This window comes from Epilithonimonas sp. JDS, assembly GCF_021261315.1.
Lineage (GTDB): Bacteria > Bacteroidota > Bacteroidia > Flavobacteriales > Weeksellaceae > Epilithonimonas.
The window spans coordinates 173,243-190,655 of the sequence record NZ_JAJSAX010000005.1 but is presented as its reverse complement, the minus strand read 5'-3'; the positions used below and the strand labels follow the sequence as shown (position 1 = coordinate 190,655).

General features: G+C 36.7%; 17 protein-coding genes. 7 read left to right on the top strand and 10 right to left on the bottom strand.

Features of this window, described 5'->3' with window-relative positions; genetic code table 11:
* Positions 1-17 precede the first annotated feature (17 nt).
* Positions 18-251 (bottom strand): hypothetical protein, encoded by a 234-nt coding sequence (locus tag LUD75_RS14700; protein WP_232706570.1) that lies wholly within the window; start codon positions 249-251, stop codon positions 18-20.
* 39 nt (positions 252-290) lie between these two features.
* Here LUD75_RS14700 and LUD75_RS14695 point away from each other — a divergent pair, with 39 nt between their 5' ends.
* Positions 291-662 carry a helix-turn-helix transcriptional regulator gene (locus LUD75_RS14695; RefSeq protein ID WP_232706569.1) on the top strand — a complete coding sequence of 124 codons (372 nt, stop codon included), beginning with the start codon at positions 291-293 and terminating at the stop codon, positions 660-662.
* Between the two features lie 78 nt (positions 663-740).
* Here the strand turns inward: LUD75_RS14695 and LUD75_RS14690 are convergent, their stop codons facing one another.
* The 3 genes from LUD75_RS14690 to LUD75_RS14680 all read right to left on the bottom strand — a co-directional run bounded on the left by LUD75_RS14690 (position 741) and on the right by LUD75_RS14680 (position 3,591).
* Positions 741-1,838, bottom strand: a complete 1,098-nt coding sequence (locus LUD75_RS14690; protein ID WP_232706568.1) for a peptidylprolyl isomerase — start codon at positions 1,836-1,838, stop codon at positions 741-743.
* A 20-nt stretch (positions 1,839-1,858) separates the two neighbouring features.
* On the bottom strand, positions 1,859-2,374 hold the full coding sequence (locus LUD75_RS14685; RefSeq protein ID WP_232706566.1) for an FKBP-type peptidyl-prolyl cis-trans isomerase: 516 nt from the start codon (positions 2,372-2,374) through the stop codon (positions 1,859-1,861).
* Positions 2,375-2,520: 146 nt separating this feature from the next.
* On the bottom strand, positions 2,521-3,591 hold the full coding sequence (locus tag LUD75_RS14680) for a branched-chain amino acid aminotransferase (RefSeq protein ID WP_232706564.1): 1,071 nt from the start codon (positions 3,589-3,591) through the stop codon (positions 2,521-2,523).
* A gap of 83 nt (positions 3,592-3,674) precedes the next feature.
* Between LUD75_RS14680 and mnmD the strand changes: the two genes are divergently transcribed.
* Together mnmD and LUD75_RS14670 are read left to right on the top strand one after the other, a co-directional pair.
* Positions 3,675-4,349, top strand: a complete 675-nt coding sequence (gene mnmD / locus LUD75_RS14675) for a tRNA (5-methylaminomethyl-2-thiouridine)(34)-methyltransferase MnmD (protein ID WP_232706562.1) — start codon at positions 3,675-3,677, stop codon at positions 4,347-4,349.
* Between the two features lie 33 nt (positions 4,350-4,382).
* On the top strand, positions 4,383-4,799 hold the full coding sequence (locus tag LUD75_RS14670; protein ID WP_232706560.1) for an NUDIX domain-containing protein: 417 nt from the start codon (positions 4,383-4,385) through the stop codon (positions 4,797-4,799).
* 18 nt (positions 4,800-4,817) lie between these two features.
* Here LUD75_RS14670 and LUD75_RS14665 read toward each other — a convergent pair whose 3' ends face one another.
* From LUD75_RS14665 to recQ, 4 genes are all read right to left on the bottom strand, one after another.
* Positions 4,818-5,270 carry a hypothetical protein gene (locus LUD75_RS14665; protein WP_232706558.1) on the bottom strand — a complete coding sequence of 151 codons (453 nt, stop codon included), beginning with the start codon at positions 5,268-5,270 and terminating at the stop codon, positions 4,818-4,820.
* Between the two features lie 20 nt (positions 5,271-5,290).
* Positions 5,291-6,361 carry a glycosyltransferase gene (locus LUD75_RS14660; protein WP_232706557.1) on the bottom strand — a complete coding sequence of 357 codons (1,071 nt, stop codon included), beginning with the start codon at positions 6,359-6,361 and terminating at the stop codon, positions 5,291-5,293.
* A gap of 313 nt (positions 6,362-6,674) precedes the next feature.
* A complete protein-coding gene (locus LUD75_RS14655) occupies positions 6,675-6,920 on the bottom strand; it encodes a hypothetical protein (RefSeq protein WP_232706556.1) in 246 nt (81 codons plus the stop codon).
* A 17-nt stretch (positions 6,921-6,937) separates the two neighbouring features.
* Positions 6,938-9,148 (bottom strand): DNA helicase RecQ, encoded by a 2,211-nt coding sequence (gene recQ, locus LUD75_RS14650; protein WP_232706555.1) that lies wholly within the window; start codon positions 9,146-9,148, stop codon positions 6,938-6,940.
* Between the two features lie 181 nt (positions 9,149-9,329).
* Between recQ and LUD75_RS14645 the strand changes: the two genes are divergently transcribed.
* The gene (locus LUD75_RS14645) at positions 9,330-10,289 is read left to right on the top strand and encodes a KpsF/GutQ family sugar-phosphate isomerase (RefSeq protein WP_232706554.1); all 960 of its coding nucleotides are present in this window, start codon (positions 9,330-9,332) and stop codon (positions 10,287-10,289) included.
* A gap of 85 nt (positions 10,290-10,374) precedes the next feature.
* Positions 10,375-11,202: a twin-arginine translocase subunit TatC gene (tatC, locus tag LUD75_RS14640; RefSeq protein ID WP_232706553.1), complete on the top strand. Its 828-nt coding sequence runs from the start codon at positions 10,375-10,377 to the stop codon at positions 11,200-11,202.
* A gap of 79 nt (positions 11,203-11,281) precedes the next feature.
* Here the strand turns inward: tatC and LUD75_RS14635 are convergent, their stop codons facing one another.
* Together LUD75_RS14635 and tpx are read right to left on the bottom strand one after the other, a co-directional pair.
* Complete coding sequence (locus LUD75_RS14635; protein WP_232706552.1) at positions 11,282-11,854, bottom strand: Crp/Fnr family transcriptional regulator; 573 nt, start codon at positions 11,852-11,854, stop codon at positions 11,282-11,284.
* A gap of 66 nt (positions 11,855-11,920) precedes the next feature.
* Positions 11,921-12,418 (bottom strand): thiol peroxidase, encoded by a 498-nt coding sequence (gene tpx, locus LUD75_RS14630; protein WP_232706551.1) that lies wholly within the window; start codon positions 12,416-12,418, stop codon positions 11,921-11,923.
* Between the two features lie 203 nt (positions 12,419-12,621).
* Here tpx and LUD75_RS14625 point away from each other — a divergent pair, with 203 nt between their 5' ends.
* Both LUD75_RS14625 and LUD75_RS14620 read left to right on the top strand, forming a co-directional pair.
* Positions 12,622-14,841, top strand: a complete 2,220-nt coding sequence (locus LUD75_RS14625; RefSeq protein ID WP_232706550.1) for an NADP-dependent isocitrate dehydrogenase — start codon at positions 12,622-12,624, stop codon at positions 14,839-14,841.
* A gap of 105 nt (positions 14,842-14,946) precedes the next feature.
* Positions 14,947-17,346, top strand: a complete 2,400-nt coding sequence (locus tag LUD75_RS14620; RefSeq protein WP_232706548.1) for a hypothetical protein — start codon at positions 14,947-14,949, stop codon at positions 17,344-17,346.
* Positions 17,347-17,413 lie beyond the last annotated feature (67 nt).

Here is a 17,413-nt window from a genome sequence, read left to right as displayed (position 1 = left end):
AGTTTTTCGCTCCTTTTTTATTGCTGTCTGGCTTCCGCTCCGCAACCTATCTCTGAAAAAATACCTTTATTAGAGCTTTTGGATTTTCTATTAGATAATGACGAACTTCTATTAGATAACGGCAAACCTCTATTGGATCTCGGTGAACCTCTATTAGAGAACGACGAACCTCTATTGTAGGTAGATGAAACTGTATTGGAGAATGGAGAACCTCTATCAGAGAATGGAGAACTTCTATTGGAGAATTTCATTTTTTTTCCTTATCTTGGTTTTAATAAAAACACAAAGATATGTTAAGAAGAAAACGTGGTGATCTTACACCAAGACAGAGCAGTATTGTCCTGAATCTAAAACCTATTATGACTGCAAGACAAGTCATTTTCCCTTACGCTTTTCTCAGAAAGATCGGTATCAGTAGCAATTCTGTGAATAAAATTTTGAATGGCGAGGCTGTTCAGGTTAATTTTAGACAATTAACTGCGATGTGCCTCTCGCTGAACTGCACGCCCAATGATCTTTTCGCCCTGCGCGATATGCAATCACACTTACCGGAAAATCATCAGCTGCACAGACTGCAGGACATCAACCAGCCAATAGTTGAACTGCAGGATTTTTACAAGGATAAAAGTCTTGAGGAAATCAGGAAGATGAATGAGGAGTGACCACACTGATTATTAAAATTAAAAAAGGAGTGAAAAATTAATTTCACTCCTTTCTTTATGTATAAATCTAAACTTAGATTATTTCTGGATGCTTACCAATTCAACGTCGAAAACCAACCAAGAGTTTGGTGGAATCACGCCGCCTGCACCTCTTTCTCCGTAGCCTAATGCCGGTGGAATCAGTAATGTTGCAGTTTCGCCTTCTTTCAAAAGAAGGATTCCTTCGTCCCAGCCTTTGATCACCTGTCCTACGCCAATTGGAATATCAATCGGAGCATTTCTTTTGAAAGAGTTATCAAACTCCTCACCGTTGATCAGTTTTCCTGCATAATGTACAGCTACTGTTTGTCCCGGAGCTGGATTTGCGCCTGTCGTAGTTTTGGTAATTTTGTAGAACAAACCTGAAGGCGTCGACTGCATTCCTGCTTTCATATCGTTTACCAATTTGTCCTGTGCCGCTGCAAATTCTGCAAGTTTTTTAGCTTTTTCTGCTTCAGCTTTAGCTAAATATGCTTTATTTTTCTCCTCGATTTTTGCTTTACCTTCAGAGAATACTTTTGCAGCATCGTAATGTTTGTAAGCGTCGCCTTTTCCAAAGACAGCCACTTTTGTCAAAACAACATCTGTTTTCGGTTTGTCCTGAGGTCCTTTTTCTACGTTTGCGATAGAATCGATAGTCGCTTCTCCACCTACAACTTTTCCAAAAATCGTGTGTTTTCCGTCCAACCAAGGTGTTGCAATTTCTGTAATGAAGAACTGAGAACCGTTGGTATTAGGTCCGGAATTCGCCATAGAAAGGATTCCTTTTCCTGTATGCTGAAGGTCGTTTTTCTCATCGGCAAATTTATATCCGGGATCTCCCATTCCTGTTCCTTGTGGATCTCCACCCTGGATCATAAAATCCTTGATCACTCTGTGGAAGATGGTTCCGTCATAGAAAGGCTCACCTTTTTTCTTTGCTTTGTTTTCGATTTTACCTTCCGCAAGACCTACGAAATTGGCCACGGTAACCGGAGATTTTTCATCCTCGAATTTTACCAAAATCTCACCTTTGCTTGTTACAAAATTTCCATAAAGCCCGTCTGGCAGACTTTTATAAACTTCTTTGTCTATTTCCAATGTTTTACAATTTAATAATGTTAATAATGTTATAGAAAGTGCTATAATTTTTTTCATTGTTTTTATATAGTCGTTAGTTATAATACTTTTACTTTGATAATGAGCGGCATATCGTTGGATATTTTTTTATTGTCGCCGTAAGTTCCATAGGCCAAGACGGAAGGAACAAGAATCTCTGCCTCCTCACCTTTTTTGAGGTATCTGATGACATCTTCCACCGCATCCATCTCTACAAAATGACCGAATTCGACATCTGTATTTCCTAATGGATTTTGATATAATTTGGTTCTGTTGAAATCGTAAATATCATACTGATACGATACTTTGTCGCCGTTATTTTTCCGAGGAAGGCTTTCAAGTCCTTCAATATTGACCCAATAGTTCATTCCCATTGGATAATATTTCACATCCTGAGACTTGATCCAGTCCTGGATTTGAGTTCTTTCCAGCGTATTCAGCTCTTTGGTTCTGTTTTTAGAAACTTCCATCTCGCTGTCGGACATAAATTGTTCTGCCGTATCCTGATGTGTTGGACTCTGCTTAGCACAGGCTGATGCGAGGATCAAAGATGATATACAAATTATTTTTTTCATATTTCAGAAGGTTCTTTGAAATCAAATCAGATTATCTTCAAAAAACTTTGGCAAAATTAAGAATTTTCAGAGACTTAATAACCATCAAAACAAAAACCGGAAGATAATTTCCGGTTTTTACTTTTCAATTTACTTTTTATTTAATTCTATATGCTATAGACATTTTCTTCTACCAATACTCTCCATCCAAAAGGATCTTCGGCATTATTGGTCTGGATATTCACAAGATCATTTTTAAGCTGTGCTGCAAAACTTTCTTCATCGGATAGTTTTGGTAATTCCAGGTGTTCTCCCTGATAGCCTAAAGCTTCAAATATACTTGTTACAACAGCGGTTCCAACGCCCCAAACTTCTTTCAAAGTTCCGTTCTTCTGCGCTTCGATCACGTCCGTCACTTTCACATTTCCTACCACTACATCGATTCCTCTTCTTTCAGCAAGCTTCAGGAAACTGTCTCTTGTGATTCCGTCCAGGATTTTATCGGAAGTTTTAGGTGTATAAATGGTATCGTTGATTCTTACAAAAACATTCATTGTTCCACTTTCCTCAAAATATTCGTGAGAACAGTCGTCTGTCCAGATGATTTGGTCATAACCTTCTTCAATCGCCAATTGCGTTGGATAGAAAGAAGCTGCGTAATTTCCTGCCGCTTTTGCCGCACCTACACCTCCACTTGCAGCTCTGGAATAATGATCAGAAATTTTTACAGAAACCGGCGCTGTGTAATAACTTTTCGCTGGTGTCGCAACAATTGCAAACATATATTTTTCTGAGATTCTTGCCTTAAGTGCCTCTTCTGTCGCGAATAAAACTGGTCTGATGTATAATGACATTCCTTCTCCCTTTGGAATCCAGTCTCTGTCAATATCTACCAAAGCCTTCAGTCCGTCAATGAACATTTCTTCGGAAATCTCAGGAATAGCCAATCTTTTTGCGGATTTGTTAATCCTTTCAAAGTTCTTTTCCGGACGAAAAAGGAATACCTGATCATCGTTATCCTTATAAGCCTTCATTCCCTCAAAACAAGCTTGCCCGTAGTTGACCCCCATCATAGCTGGGGTAAAACCGATCGGTCCATAAGGAATCAATTGAAGATCCCCCCATTTTCCGTTCTCGTATTCACAAATTATCATATGATCTATAAAAGTGTTCCCGAAAGAGAAATTATTAGGATCAAATGTGGAAATTCTTGGGTTGGTAGATTTTTGAATTATCATTTTTTAAATTTTAATTGAGGTATTACAAATATATAATAAATATTTAATAATCAAAATTTATGTTAAATTTGTAAAAAAATACTTTGAAAAGAGAATTGATTACCACAAAAGACGGAAGTAAAACATTATTAATCAACGGTTTAGAAGAGACTTACCACTCAAAGCACGGTGCCTTGCAGGAAGCAATACATGTATTTGTCGAAAATGGACTTAAATTAATAAATAGTTACGAAATTAATATTTTAGAACTCGGTTTTGGAACAGGTCTTAACGTTTTGGTAACAATTGATGAATATTTGAAAAAAAGTAGAGATAATAAAATCAACTATTTCGGCGTGGAAAAATATCCGATTTTTTTGGAAGAAGCATTAGAACTTGTTTATTCTGAATTATTTTCTAACGATTTTGTCAAAGATTTGTCTCTGAAAATCCACGAGTTAGATTGGGAAATCCAAAATGAATTGACATCAGACTTTTTCCTTACCAAACTTAAAAAAGACTTTTTCGATCTTAAAACCACAGAACTTCCTCCAATAGATCTTGTATATTTTGATTGTTTCGGTGCGAGAGTCCAGCCCGATCTTTGGGAAATGGAATTGCTGGAAATCGTTGCTTCAAAAATGAGATCCGGCGGTTTGCTAACCACTTATTCGTCAAAAGGAAGCGTAAGACGAAACTTAATGGAACTTGGTTTTGAAGTTGAAAAAAAACAAGGACCTCCGGGAAAAAGAGAGATGATGATTGCCTGGAAAAAATAATTTTCCCTAAATTAGACATTCCAAATCACAGCTATGATAGATAAGATCAACATTCGTGTTTATGCCCTTTGTATTAAAGATCATAAAATCCTTGCTCTTCACGAAGAATATGCGGGAGATTTCCTCATTAAATTGCCAGGCGGCGGCTTGGAATTCGGTGAAAGCACGATTGAATGTCTGAAAAGAGAGTTTCAGGAAGAACTGAATCTTGATATTAATGTTACAGAACATTTCTACACTCAAGACGATTTTTTGGTTTCCAGATTTCGGGAAAATGAGCAGCTGATCACGATTTATTATCTGGCTGAAATTCTGAATGAGCAAGATTTATTAATCTTAGATCCTTGTATAGAAAAGACAGAATGGTTTTCTCTGGATGGCGAGAATCCTTTCCCATTGCCGATAGACAAACGTGTTTTTGAGTTTGCAAAAGAAAAATTCCTGAAGTAGTTTTCAGGAATTTTATTTTTATTTTACTTCAACAAAATTAACGTCGCCATTATATTTATTGTCAATTATTAATATCATCACTGGCTGAGAGGTGTACGATTGATTTTCGCCAACGATCTTTCTGTATTTAATTTCAAGAATATTGGCATTTTTTCTGATCGAAATCGGTTTCAGTTCAACTTTCTGAGTTGACGGATCTTCAATTTGTGCCACTGCAAATTCTTTAGAAAAATCAATTGCTGTAGGTTTTCCACTCTCGCCCATCGTTGTCGCCATTCCGAATACCTGATCAAAATCCTGCTGATTTTCAAACTTCGGATTATCAATAGCTGCATCAATATTATTTTTTACGAAATAATTCTTTGCCACTTTGTACGGAACTTCCTGATTAAGAACCGAATCTCCAGGTTTTGCAGAACTACAGGAAACTGAAATCACACTTACTAGTGCCAATAAAAAAATACTTTTCATAATTTTCAATTCAGTTTTGGTTATAAATTCCAGAGCAGATCTTCATATTTTTTCAAAATAATATCTTTCGAAAATCTAGATTTGATGGCTGTTTTGATGTCTTCTTTGTTGTTGTTTCTGTGGACAGAATGTTTTATCCTTTCAGCAAAATCATCATAATTCTCAATGTTGGCAATTTCACCATTAATCTGGTCTAAAACAATTTCATCAATTCCGCCGGGACAGTTATTGGCTAAGGCATAAATACCGCAAGTTCCGGCTTCTAGAAGCACATTCGGAAAACCCTCGTATCTGGAAGACAGGATGAAAAGATCTGCAAATTTTAAATATTGATATGGATTGCTTTTCTTGCCGTGAAAAATGACGTGATCCAATCCCAGCATTTCTTTCATCTGCAAAAGAACATCTTTATCTTTTCCATCACCAAGAATATGAAGTAAAATGTTTTGATTTTTCAAACGTGAAAAAACCTTTAACAGATTATCAAAACCCTTTCTGGCAGAGAGATTTCCGATGGCAACAACGTGTTTATATTGTGGTGAAAATTCGGCAGGTTTTCCAGAAAGTTTAAGTTTTTCTTCAATGAAATCGATATCTACCGGATTGTTGATTTTGATCAATTTATTCTTTCTGATTCCAAAATTATTGATCAAATCTGTCTGCATATCATTACTTTGTGCAATGATTCTATCATAATTGTTGTAGAATTTATAGAAAAATCGGATTTCTTTCCTGGTAACGTGCTGGGAAACGACATTGGTTTCTCTTGCAATAAATTTTGTATTCGGAAAAAGCTTGATGAATAAAGAAAGATAAGCATTCACTTCACCAAAACCCGAAAAAACAATGTCTGGTTTTCGTCTTTTGATTTCAAGAAGAATTGGTTTTAAGGAATGTCGGATTCTGGGTGTTTGGATGTCTATAATTTCAACATCGGGTTTCAGAAAATCAAGATAAGCACCTTCTTTCCTAAGCAACAGGATGGAAGGCGAAAATCTGTCTCTGGGAAGATGATTCGCAATGGTTGTGATGATGCGTTCTGCACCACCGGTTTCCAGATCTGGCAATATGAAAAGGATGGATTTTTTCATTCTAAAAATAATTCCGGAAATTGCTCTGTATGATTATTTAAAATGTAATTAACGAGAAACCGTTTGTCCCTTCTGTCAAAGAAAATATACCACGTTGTATTCTCGTTGGCTTTGTATTTTATGTAAAACTTCCCAAATTTTTGAAAAGCTTGGGGTGTAATTTTGGAAATCGGCTTATCAATATTGTCATAAATATAATTGTGAATTTTTTCGACATAATGATATGCATCTTCCAAAAATCCAAAATAGTGATTTTTATACAGAATGATTGAAATATTATCTAAATAATCGGAAACTTCCTCTGAGAAAATAACTATTTTCCCCACCATCCTCTAATCTTACTTTTGCTTCTTTCGATAGATTGTTCTTTTGTCAAACCTTTCGCCCATCGTTCTTCAAAATCATCTTTTAAAGCATATTCTGTTTTTGATTCATTTACAGAGGAAGAAATTTTTAAATTGTTTTTGAGTTCCAATAATTCTAAAATAACATCCTTATCCTGCAGATCAGAAATCCATTGCAAAAGTTCAGTCTTTTTATTATTTAGATCAGAATTCATTTCGCATCAATTTAAAATTAATTCGCAATATCACTTATGAATTTGATTCGTAAGATTCTCACTTCTTCGTCTGTCAAGTCATCGCCATATTCTGCAAGTAGTGTTTTCATACTGTCGCTTTCAGAATTTTTCATAAAATCCATAAATTCTTCTACGATATCTTCATCAAAATTTTCATTGACATAATAGTCGATATTCAACTTTGTTCCTTGATAAATGATGCTTTCCATTTCAGAAAGGAGATCCGTCATCGAAATGTTTTTTGCTTTCGCAATATCTTCGAGATCGATTTTCTTGTCCGTATTCTGGATGATAAAAACCTTGTGGCTGGACTTATTGGCAACTTGTTTTATAACTGTATCCTGAGTCCTTTCGATGTCATTTTCTTCAACATATTTCTTGATAAATTCAGCGAAATCTTTACCGTATTTTTTGGCTTTTCCTTCGCCAACACCATAAATTTTAGCGACTTCTTCTACAGAAATTGGATATTGAACGGTCATATCTTCCAAACTCGGATCCATAAAAACCGTGTAAGGCGGAATGCCGTATTTCTTGGCAACTGTTTTTCTAAGTTCCTTTAATTGTCCGAAAAGAACCTGATCCAGGCCACCGCCTGCTTGAATTTGAACCTGCTCATTATCCGCTTTGGTTTTGGATTGGGCAAGATCATATTCTCTGTCTTCAGCAATTTGAAACTTATTTTTTGATTTTCCGTTGATGACTTCCTGTCCTTTTTCAGAAACTTTCAGAACACCATAAGTTTCGATGTCTTTTTTAAGATAATCCTGTACTGTCGCTTGTCTGATAATGGATTTCCAATAATTATCACTTTCCGATTTTCCGAAACCGAAATATTCTGTCTGTTCTAATTTATAAGATTTGGTAACGGCAGATTCTTTTCCGGTTATTAATGAAATCAAATCCTTAGTTTTAAATTTTTCGCCCAAAACTTTTATCATTTCCAAAACCTTTTTCAGGTCATTCGTTGCATCTTTTAAGGTTGGAGGATTCTGAGAATTATCGCACATCAATGCACCTTCACCTTTTACAGGATCGAATATTTCTCCAAAATAATAAAGCAGATATTGTCTTCTGCTCATTGAAGTTTCGGCGTAACCAACGACTTCGTTTAATAATTGAAGTCCAATTTCTCTTTCGGAAACAGGTTTTTGCGCAAGGAATTTCTCTAATTTTTCGATGTCTTTTGGATCATAAAATGCCAAACAATAGCCTTCTCCGCCATCTCTTCCGGCACGGCCAGTTTCCTGATAGTAGCTTTCCAAAGATTTCGGAATATCGTAATGGATGACAAATCTAACATCCGGCTTGTCAATTCCCATCCCGAAAGCGATTGTTGCTACAATAACGTCCGCTTCCTCCATCAAAAATTTATCTTGGTGCAGAACTCTTGTTTTCTGATCAAGTCCCGCGTGATATGGCAAAGCATTGATTCCATTCACCTGTAAAAGTTGTGAAAATTCCTCTACTTTTCGTCTGCTGAGACAATAGACAATACCTGATTTTCCCTTATGCTGATTAATGAATCTTACAATTTCTTTATCCACATTGACTTTCGGACGGATTTCGTAAAACAAATTAGCTCTATTGAAACTTTCTTTATATACCAAAGCATTGTTCATTCCCAAAGTTTTCTGAATGTCGTCCTGAACTTTTGGTGTCGCCGTGGCGGTAAGCGCAATTACAGGCACGTCTGCGATTTTATCAATAATGCCTTTCAGATTCCTGTATTCCGGGCGGAAATCGTGTCCCCATTCCGAGATACAGTGCGCTTCGTCTATCGCTACAAAAGAGATTTGCACGTTTTTCAGAAAGTCAACGTACTCCTCTTTTATTAATGATTCTGGAGCCACGTAAAGCAATTTTGTTTTTCCTGCAGTGATGTCATCCATCACCTGCTTTGTCTGGGTTTTGTTTAATGAGGAATTAAGTACGTGCGCCACGCCTTCATCGGAAGATAATCCGTTCACGGCATCCACCTGATTTTTCATCAGGGCAATCAATGGCGAAACTACAATTGCAGTTCCTTCAGAGATCAGCGCAGGTAATTGATAACAAAGTGATTTTCCGCCGCCGGTTGGCATTAGAACAAAAATATCTTTACCACCAAGAAGTTCTGTTATGATCTGTTCCTGTTGGCCTTTAAATTTTGAAAATCCAAAATATTTTTTGAGTTCGGCAGATAAGTTGATATCTTTTGTGTCCATCCTTTGATATTGTTTGCTAAATTTGCATATTATTAAAGGTTATACAAATTATCGATAGTAATTTTTTGTTTTTTTTAGATAAAAAAATGAAGCCTAAAACTTCATTTCATGATTTTAAAATTATTGAAGTGAAGATACAAAATTAATATTATTAAAAAAAATAATAAAACATTTTAAAATTTTGGATCCAAAAGAAATTCTCTCTAATGCTCATCAGGCGCTTGATATCGAAATAAGCGAACTTACAAGTCTTCGGAACCGCCTGAATGACAGCTTTATAAAAAGTGTTCTAACAATCAATGAAGTTAAAGGGAAGCTGATAGTTGTTGGCATTGGAAAATCTGCTCACGTTGCAAATAAGATTGTGGCAACGCTTAATTCTACAGGAACCCCTTCGCAATTTCTGCATGCAGCTGAAGCCATTCACGGTGATCTTGGTGTGATCCAAAAACAAGATGTAGTTTTATGTATTTCTTATTCCGGAAATTCTCCTGAGATCGTGAATCTTTTGCCATTTCTGAAGGAATATTCGGCTGCTTTAATTGCTATGACTGGCAATGTTGACAGTAAACTAGCCAAAGCTGCAGACATTGTTTTGGATACACACGTGGACAAAGAAGCCTGTCCAAACAAGCTTGCACCAACAAGTTCTACTACCGTTCAAATGGCTCTGGGAGATGCTTTAGCAGTATGCCTAATGGAACTGAAAGATTTTAAAGAAATCGATTTTGCGAAGTTTCATCCTGGTGGAAGTCTGGGGAAAAATCTTACAGCAAAAGTAGAACAGTTCGTTTCTATGAATAAACCGGAAGTTACCTCTGAAGCTTCAATTCGGGACGTTATTATTTCTGTCAGCGGGTCGAAACATGGGATCACAGTTGTTGTTGAAAATGGAGAAATTATTGGCGTGATTACAGATGGTGATATTAGAAGAATGCTGCTGAACCAAAATGATATTTCAAAAGCGAAAGCTTCGGATATCATCAGCAAAAACCCTAAAACCATCGATAAAAATAAGCTTGCAAAAGAAGCAATGCAGATTTTGAAAGAATACAACATCGGTCAATTGGTAGTGACAGACGAAAATCGATATTACGGCATCATTGATATACATAAATTGCTCGACGAGGGAATTAATTAAAGAAACAAGAGCAAAGAATCGGGATAAAAGATTAATTTCGTTTTGCGAATCATCTATCAAAAATAAATTATCATTAATATAAATAATGAGTGAAGAAAAAGAAATGTCCTTTCTTGGGCATATTGGAGAGTTAAGATCCCACTTGGTAAGGTCTATTTTAGCGATTATTGTTTTGGCAATTGTTGTCGGATTTAATATCAATTGGGTCATGGATCATATTTTTTTCGGTCCCACGAGGAGTGATTTTTTCACTTTTAAAGTTGTTAATCATTTTTCCAGAGAACTGACGGGCGTTGATAGCTTTATTATGCCTGCCAAATTCAGTGTTCAGCAGAAGCAGTTGTTTCAGCAGTTCAATGTGATGATGGCGGTTTCAATTTTTTCAGGTGTAGTCTTGGCTTTTCCTTACATAGTTTGGGAAATCTGGAGGTTCATCAGCCCAGCTTTGATGCCGGCAGAGAAGAAAAATTCTATTTTCTACATCAATTCTGTCTGGATTTTATTTATGCTTGGTGTTTTGACTGGTTACTTTTTGATTCTGCCTTTTGCAATCAATTTCGGATTACTCTTCAAAGTTTCTGATAATATCGTTCAGTTGTTTGATTTGTCAGATTACACGACTCTATTTCTACAGGTTACAATGGGAATGGGCGTTGTTTTCCTTTTTCCGATAGCAGTTTATATCCTGACATCAATCGGGATTTTGACCCCGAAATTCTTACGAACTTACAGACGTCACGCTATTGTTTTGATCATGGTAGTTGCTGCAATCATCACACCTGCCGATGTTTTGAGTATGATGGCCGCTGCACTTCCACTGGTTTTGCTTTATGAGATCAGCGTTATTATGTCCAATGTGATTTACAAAAAGATGCAGAGAAAACTGGCTTCGAATGATCTTACTAAACCATAAAAACAAATAGTTTATAAATTAAAAAAAAATCAGCAATATTCTAGTATTGCTGATTTTTTTTGAGTTTATTTTTAAAGAATCAACCTTTCACAATTTCCTTTCGGATTCTGCTAAGTGATGTATCTGTGATTCCAAGATAGGAAGCCATATTTTTTAACGGCACAAATTTCAGGACATCAGGCTTTGCTTGAATTAAATCGAGGTAACGCTCTGTTGCAGATTTAGTTATCACTTCGACTGATCTTTGCTTAAGATAAAAAAGCTGGTAAGACATCCACGCTCTTCCCCATTCTGCAAGGGCGGGAATGGTCAAAAATAATCCCTGAAAATCATCATAATCAATCTTCCAGACCACGCAGTCTGTTTCCGCCTGAATATTCTCCATCGACGGAATTCTTTGGAAAATTGAAGAAGCTTCTATAATAATATCCGATTCTGTAAAGAAATTAATCGTAATATCATTGTTATCAATATCAAAAACAAAAGATCGCACAACGCCTGATTCCAAAACGAAATACTCATTGGAAACTTCATTTTCTTTAAGGAAAAACTCACCTTTTTTGAATGTCAGTTTTTCGTGCTTATCAAAAATCAGTTTCAAATCTTCTTCTGAAAAAGCAGGATGCTGGTATATATTTTTTAAAACCTCCATAAAATAAAAAAAACGGAAAATCTAAAATAATAGATTTCCCGTTATGTTGAATGATTTATTTTGAATTTATTTCAAAGCATTCACAGCTTCGGAATAATTTGGCTCCTGTCCTATTTCCGGCACTTGTTCTGTGTAGATTACTTTTCCGGTTTCATCCAAAGCCACTACAGCTCTGCTCAACAAACCTCTCAATGGAGAATCGCTAAGTGTAACGCCGTAATCTTCACCGAAATTTCCTCTGAAATCTGAAAGAATCTCCACGTTATCAAGACCTTCAGCTGCACAAAATCTGTTCAATGCAAATGGTAGATCTCTGGAAACATTGATGACAACTGTGTTTTCCAATGAACTAGCTTCCTTGTTAAATTCTCTTGCAGACGCTGCGCAAACACCAGTGTCGATGCTTGGGAAGATATTTAGAAGAACCTTTTTTCCTGTGTAATCAGCCAAATGCTTTTCTGAAAGATCAGCACCAATTAATGTAAATTCCTGAGCGACAGTTCCAACTTCCGGCAAAGTGCCAACGGTATTGATCGGATTTCCTTTGAATGTAATTTGTGACATTGTTCGTATAATTTATTTCTTCAAAGTTAACGGTTGATTTCTGAATTCTCAAACAATTCATTCTACTTTAATAAAATTTAACTTTTACTATTAATTAGAAAAAAATTAATCCCGATTTGAACAAAAATCATATTTTGACTATCAAAAAATCATTATAAAATATGTATTTTTGTGATTCAATACGAAATAAAATCAACTAAATAATGTCAGAAAAATCAAAAATTATTTACACGCTTACGGACGAAGCACCGATGCTTGCAACACATTCTTTTTTGCCTATCGTAAAGGCTTTCACATCTGTTGCAGACGTTGACATTGTTGCTAAGGACATTTCTCTTGCTGGTAGAATTCTTGCCAATTTCCCAGAGTATCTATCAGACGATCAAAAGATCGGAGATGCATTGGCGGAATTAGGACAATTGGCTACAACGCCGGAAGCAAACATTATTAAATTACCAAACATCTCTGCATCTGCGCCTCAATTGGAAGAAGCGATCGCAGAATTGAAAGCTAAAGGTTTTGCTTTGCCAAACTACCCTGCTGAACCGAAAAATGACGAAGAAAAAGCGATCAAAGCTAAATATGCTAAAGTTCTTGGATCCGCAGTAAATCCTGTTCTTAGAGAAGGAAATTCTGACAGACGTGCACCAAAAGCAGTTAAAAATTATGCAAAAGCAAATCCACACAAAATGGGTGCTTGGGCATCTGACAGCAAAACCGATGTTGCCAATATGGAACAAGGTGATTTCTACGGAACAGAAACTTCTACAACTTTGGAAAATGATTCAAAATTCAAAATTGTTTTCTTTGGAAATGACGGTTCTGAAAAAGTATTGAAAGATTTCGCAAACCTTAAGGCTGGTGAAGTAATCGATTCTTCTGTCTTGAATATCAATTCATTGAAAGCATTTGTTCAGGAAGCAATTGAAGAAGCTAAACAAAGAGGCGTGATCCTTTCCGCGCACCTGAAAGCGACAATGATGAAGGTTTCTGACCCGATCATCTTCGGCGCGATCGTTGAGACTTTCTTCAAAAATGTTTTTGATAAATACAAAGAGACGTTCAAGGAATTGGACATCAACCCAAACAATGGACTGCAAAATCTTTACGATAAAATTGCCGGAATTCCACAAGAAGCTGAGATCAAAGCTGACATCGACAAAACTTTGGACGATGGTCCAAAAGTAGCGATGGTAAATTCTGACAAGGGCATTACCAACTTCCACGTTCCTTCTGACATCATCGTAGATGCTTCTATGGCAGCATTAATCAGAAATGGCGGAAAAATGTGGGACAAAGCTGGTGCTGAAGAAGATACAGTGGCTATTATCCCAGACCGTTCTTACGCAGGATTCTACCAAGCGGCAATCGATGATATGAAGAAAAACGGAGCGCTTGACCCTAAAACAATGGGTTCTGTTCCAAATGTAGGATTGATGGCTCAAAAAGCTGAAGAATACGGATCTCACGATAAGACTTTCCAGGCAGATGCGGACGGAACCATCAAAGTTCTTGATGAAAACGGAAACACTTTGCTTGAGCAAAAAGTGGAGAAATTTGACATCTTCAGAATGTGTCAGACCAAAGATGCACCGATTCAGGATTGGGTAAAATTGGCTGTCAACAGAGCAAGATTGTCTGATACACCAGCAATCTTCTGGCTAGACAAAGCAAGAGCGCACGACAGAGAAATGATCAAAAAAGTGGAGAAATATCTTGCTGATCACGACACCACTGGACTTGACATCAAAATCCTGGATGTGAAAGATGCAATGACCGAAACTTTGGAAAGAGCAAGAGAAGGAAAAGATACGATCTCCGTTTCTGGAAACGTGTTAAGAGATTATTTGACCGACCTTTTCCCTATTTTGGAATTAGGAACTTCTGCAAAAATGTTGTCTATTGTTCCATTGATGAACGGTGGCGGATTGTTCGAAACCGGAGCTGGAGGTTCTGCGCCTAAGCACATCGAGCAATTTATTGAGGAAGGTTACTTGCGTTGGGATTCTCTTGGAGAGTTCTTGGCGTTGCAGGCTTCGTTGGAACATTTGGCTCAGACTCAAAACAATACAAAAGCCCAAATCTTGGCTGATGCATTGGACGAGGCAAATGCTAAATTCTTAGCAGAAGACAAATCGCCAGGAAGAAAATTAGGGACTATCGACAACAGAGGTTCACATTTCTACTTGGCAACTTATTGGGCAGAAGCTTTGGCAAACCAAACCAAAGATGCTGAGATTGCAGCTAAATTTGCGCCTGTAGCTAAGGCATTGACAGAAAACGAAAGCAAGATCAACGAAGAATTGATTGGTTCTCAAGGTCAGCCAAAAGAGATCGATGGTTACTACAAACCAGATTTCCAAAAGACAGATGTGGCAATGAGACCATCAGAAACACTTAATACAATTGTAAACGGCATCTAAACCGTGTTAAATATTACATAAAACCCTCGGCAAATGTTGAGGGTTTTCTTTTGTTTAATTAATTTGCAGAAAGAATTTAAAATCAATAATAATACGCTTTTTGATATGAAAAAAATCTTCCTATTTTTTCTTTATGTTGTTGGGATGTCACAGCTGAATGCGCAGGACAAAATAGATAAAGCGATTCAAAATCTGGAACAAAATTATCCGCAGGAAAAAGTCTACTTACTTCTGGACAAAGACAAATATGTGGTTGGAGACCATATTTATTTCAAATCGTTCGTCTTCAATGGTTATGGACGTTCGACAATTTCAAATACACTTTTTGTTGAATTGTATGACCACAACAAAAATATGGTCGACAAGAAAACAGTTTTCCTGAAAGATGGTGAGGGTGACGGAACATTTGTCCTCAATGATTTCCTTAATGAAGATATCTATTTCCTAAGAGCCTACACGACCTGGATGGCGAATTTTTCTGAAGAGTTCAATTTTATGAAACAGGTTCCGATCTACAATCCGAATTCTGAGTCAAAATTAATTCTTGATAAAAACACAAAATGGACAGCCAATGCTTTTCCCGAAAGTGGAACCTTCATCGAGAACATCCCGACCAAATTTGCGGTGAGATTATATTCACAAGGAACTCCACCGGCCGCTTGGAGTGGCTACGTCATCGATTCTGAAAAACCAAATGAGAAATTGGTGACCTTCAAGAATATTGATGAAAATGTTGGTACTTTCACGATCAATCCAAAAGCTGGAAAATCATACAAAGCGATTGTCGAAGACAATAAAGGTGTAAAACAAACCATTAATTTACCTGCAGTTTCAAATTCAGGAATTAATCTTCAGCTGACTAGCGATCCAAAAGGTATTAATTATAAAATGCTTGGTGCAAATCTCGCACAGGGCCTTCAAGGTTACACAATCATAGGAACGATTAATAATCAGTTGGTTTACAGAGCTAATATTAAAACAAACGCCAACGAAGCGTCCAGCAATATCCCAAATAAAGTGAGCAACGATGAAACGGCAGTTTTGAACCTTACCATCTTTGATGAGAAACAGAACGTTGCGGCACAAAGATTATTTTTCGTCAATCCAAAAAAAATTAATCTTGATGAGCCGACTTTAGCTTTATCAATGAACAACGAGCCTAGAGCGTTCAACAGTTTTGATATTGAGCCGGATGGAGATCATTCAAGCTACACGGTTTTAGTCAAAGAAAACAATCCGGGAGAAATTAAAAATGAGAATACGCTTTTGAGTGCAAAATGGTTGACTGGTGATTTTACAGATTCCATTTTCAATCCTTCTCAATATTTCGAAAAGGATTCAAATCCGGAAGCGATTGATGCAATATTAATTTCAGAAAAATGGAAACGTTTCGACTGGGAATCTGTGCTGGCAGGAAAGACTCCGGAATTCAGCTACAAACCTCAAAAAAATCTTTCATTCAAAGGAAAAGTCACCAATAATGGGAGGTTTATTCCGAATAAAAGTCTCAATCTTCTTCTGAAAACTGAAAAATCTGATAAAAGTTTTGTGCCGGTTGTAACGGATGACAACGGTTTTATTTATCTTGATAACATTTATTTTGACGAGCCTCTGACCATTTCATATTACCTTAATAAAGACAAAAAACAAGTTTCAGAATCAGATAATCTGAACATCAGTTTCCAACCGTTGGTAACAAGTATTCCTTATAAATCGGCTTTGCCAGCGACGAATTATCGTTTAATTAATGATAAAAATGCTGCACAAGACCCGGCAATTGCAAAAGCACTTCAAAACAGAAAAAACAATAAGGGAATTGATGACTTCAACAAAGAAACATTGATTGAAGAAGTGAAAGTGACAGCTAAAAAAGTAGATAAAAAAGCAGAATTGGACAAGCAGCTTTCTAGTGGGAAATTCAGTGGCATGAATTCTACAATTTTTGACTTAGTTAATGAAAATAAAGATGCGCAGACTTCTCAAAACATATTGCAGTGGCTGCAGGGAAGAGCGGCCGGTTTGACCTTTACAATGGATGGTTCAGGTAATTTGATTCCAAGTATTCGTGGTTCGCAGGCAAGTCTGTTTTTGGACGAGATGCCGGTGGATGTCAGTATGATTAATTCTCTTCCGGTAAGTGATATTGCAATGGTAAAAGTGATGAAAAATGATGGTTTGGTTGGCAACGCCATCGCAATCTATACACGAAGAGGCGATATGATAGCTGAGGAAGATAAAAACAAAGAAAAAATCAACAAACTGGTTTTGAAAGGTTACGACAAATCCATCGAATTTGAATTGCCTGATATTACAAGTGATGCTTACAAAAAAATCACGAAAGACACACGGGAAACCCTTTACTGGAATCCGTCACTCTCCGAAGATGGCGGGCTGGCGCCAAGAGCAAAATTCTTTAATAATGACGAAGCGAAAAACCGGCAGATCATTATCATCAGCTTCGATAAAAATGATAAATTACTCTACTATAATGAAATCGTAAAGTAAAAAGTTAAAATAATATTAAAAAGACTTTTCGCATGAAAAGTCTTTTTTATGGTCTGATGTTTGGATA

Coding starts and splice junctions, on each gene's coding strand:
- LUD75_RS14700 (WP_232706570.1), bottom strand. CDS start 251: ATGAAATTCTCCAATAGAAGTTCTCCATTCTCTGATAGAGGTTCTCCA.
- LUD75_RS14695 (WP_232706569.1), top strand. CDS start 291: ATGTTAAGAAGAAAACGTGGTGATCTTACACCAAGACAGAGCAGTATT.
- LUD75_RS14690 (WP_232706568.1), bottom strand. CDS start 1,838: ATGAAAAAAATTATAGCACTTTCTATAACATTATTAACATTATTAAAT.
- LUD75_RS14685 (WP_232706566.1), bottom strand. CDS start 2,374: ATGAAAAAAATAATTTGTATATCATCTTTGATCCTCGCATCAGCCTGT.
- LUD75_RS14680 (WP_232706564.1), bottom strand. CDS start 3,591: ATGATAATTCAAAAATCTACCAACCCAAGAATTTCCACATTTGATCCT.
- LUD75_RS14670 (WP_232706560.1), top strand. CDS start 4,383: ATGATAGATAAGATCAACATTCGTGTTTATGCCCTTTGTATTAAAGAT.
- LUD75_RS14665 (WP_232706558.1), bottom strand. CDS start 5,270: ATGAAAAGTATTTTTTTATTGGCACTAGTAAGTGTGATTTCAGTTTCC.
- LUD75_RS14660 (WP_232706557.1), bottom strand. CDS start 6,361: ATGAAAAAATCCATCCTTTTCATATTGCCAGATCTGGAAACCGGTGGT.
- LUD75_RS14655 (WP_232706556.1), bottom strand. CDS start 6,920: ATGAATTCTGATCTAAATAATAAAAAGACTGAACTTTTGCAATGGATT.
- recQ (WP_232706555.1), bottom strand. CDS start 9,148: ATGGACACAAAAGATATCAACTTATCTGCCGAACTCAAAAAATATTTT.
- tatC (WP_232706553.1), top strand. CDS start 10,375: ATGAGTGAAGAAAAAGAAATGTCCTTTCTTGGGCATATTGGAGAGTTA.
- LUD75_RS14635 (WP_232706552.1), bottom strand. CDS start 11,854: ATGGAGGTTTTAAAAAATATATACCAGCATCCTGCTTTTTCAGAAGAA.
- tpx (WP_232706551.1), bottom strand. CDS start 12,418: ATGTCACAAATTACATTCAAAGGAAATCCGATCAATACCGTTGGCACT.
- LUD75_RS14625 (WP_232706550.1), top strand. CDS start 12,622: ATGTCAGAAAAATCAAAAATTATTTACACGCTTACGGACGAAGCACCG.
- LUD75_RS14620 (WP_232706548.1), top strand. CDS start 14,947: ATGAAAAAAATCTTCCTATTTTTTCTTTATGTTGTTGGGATGTCACAG.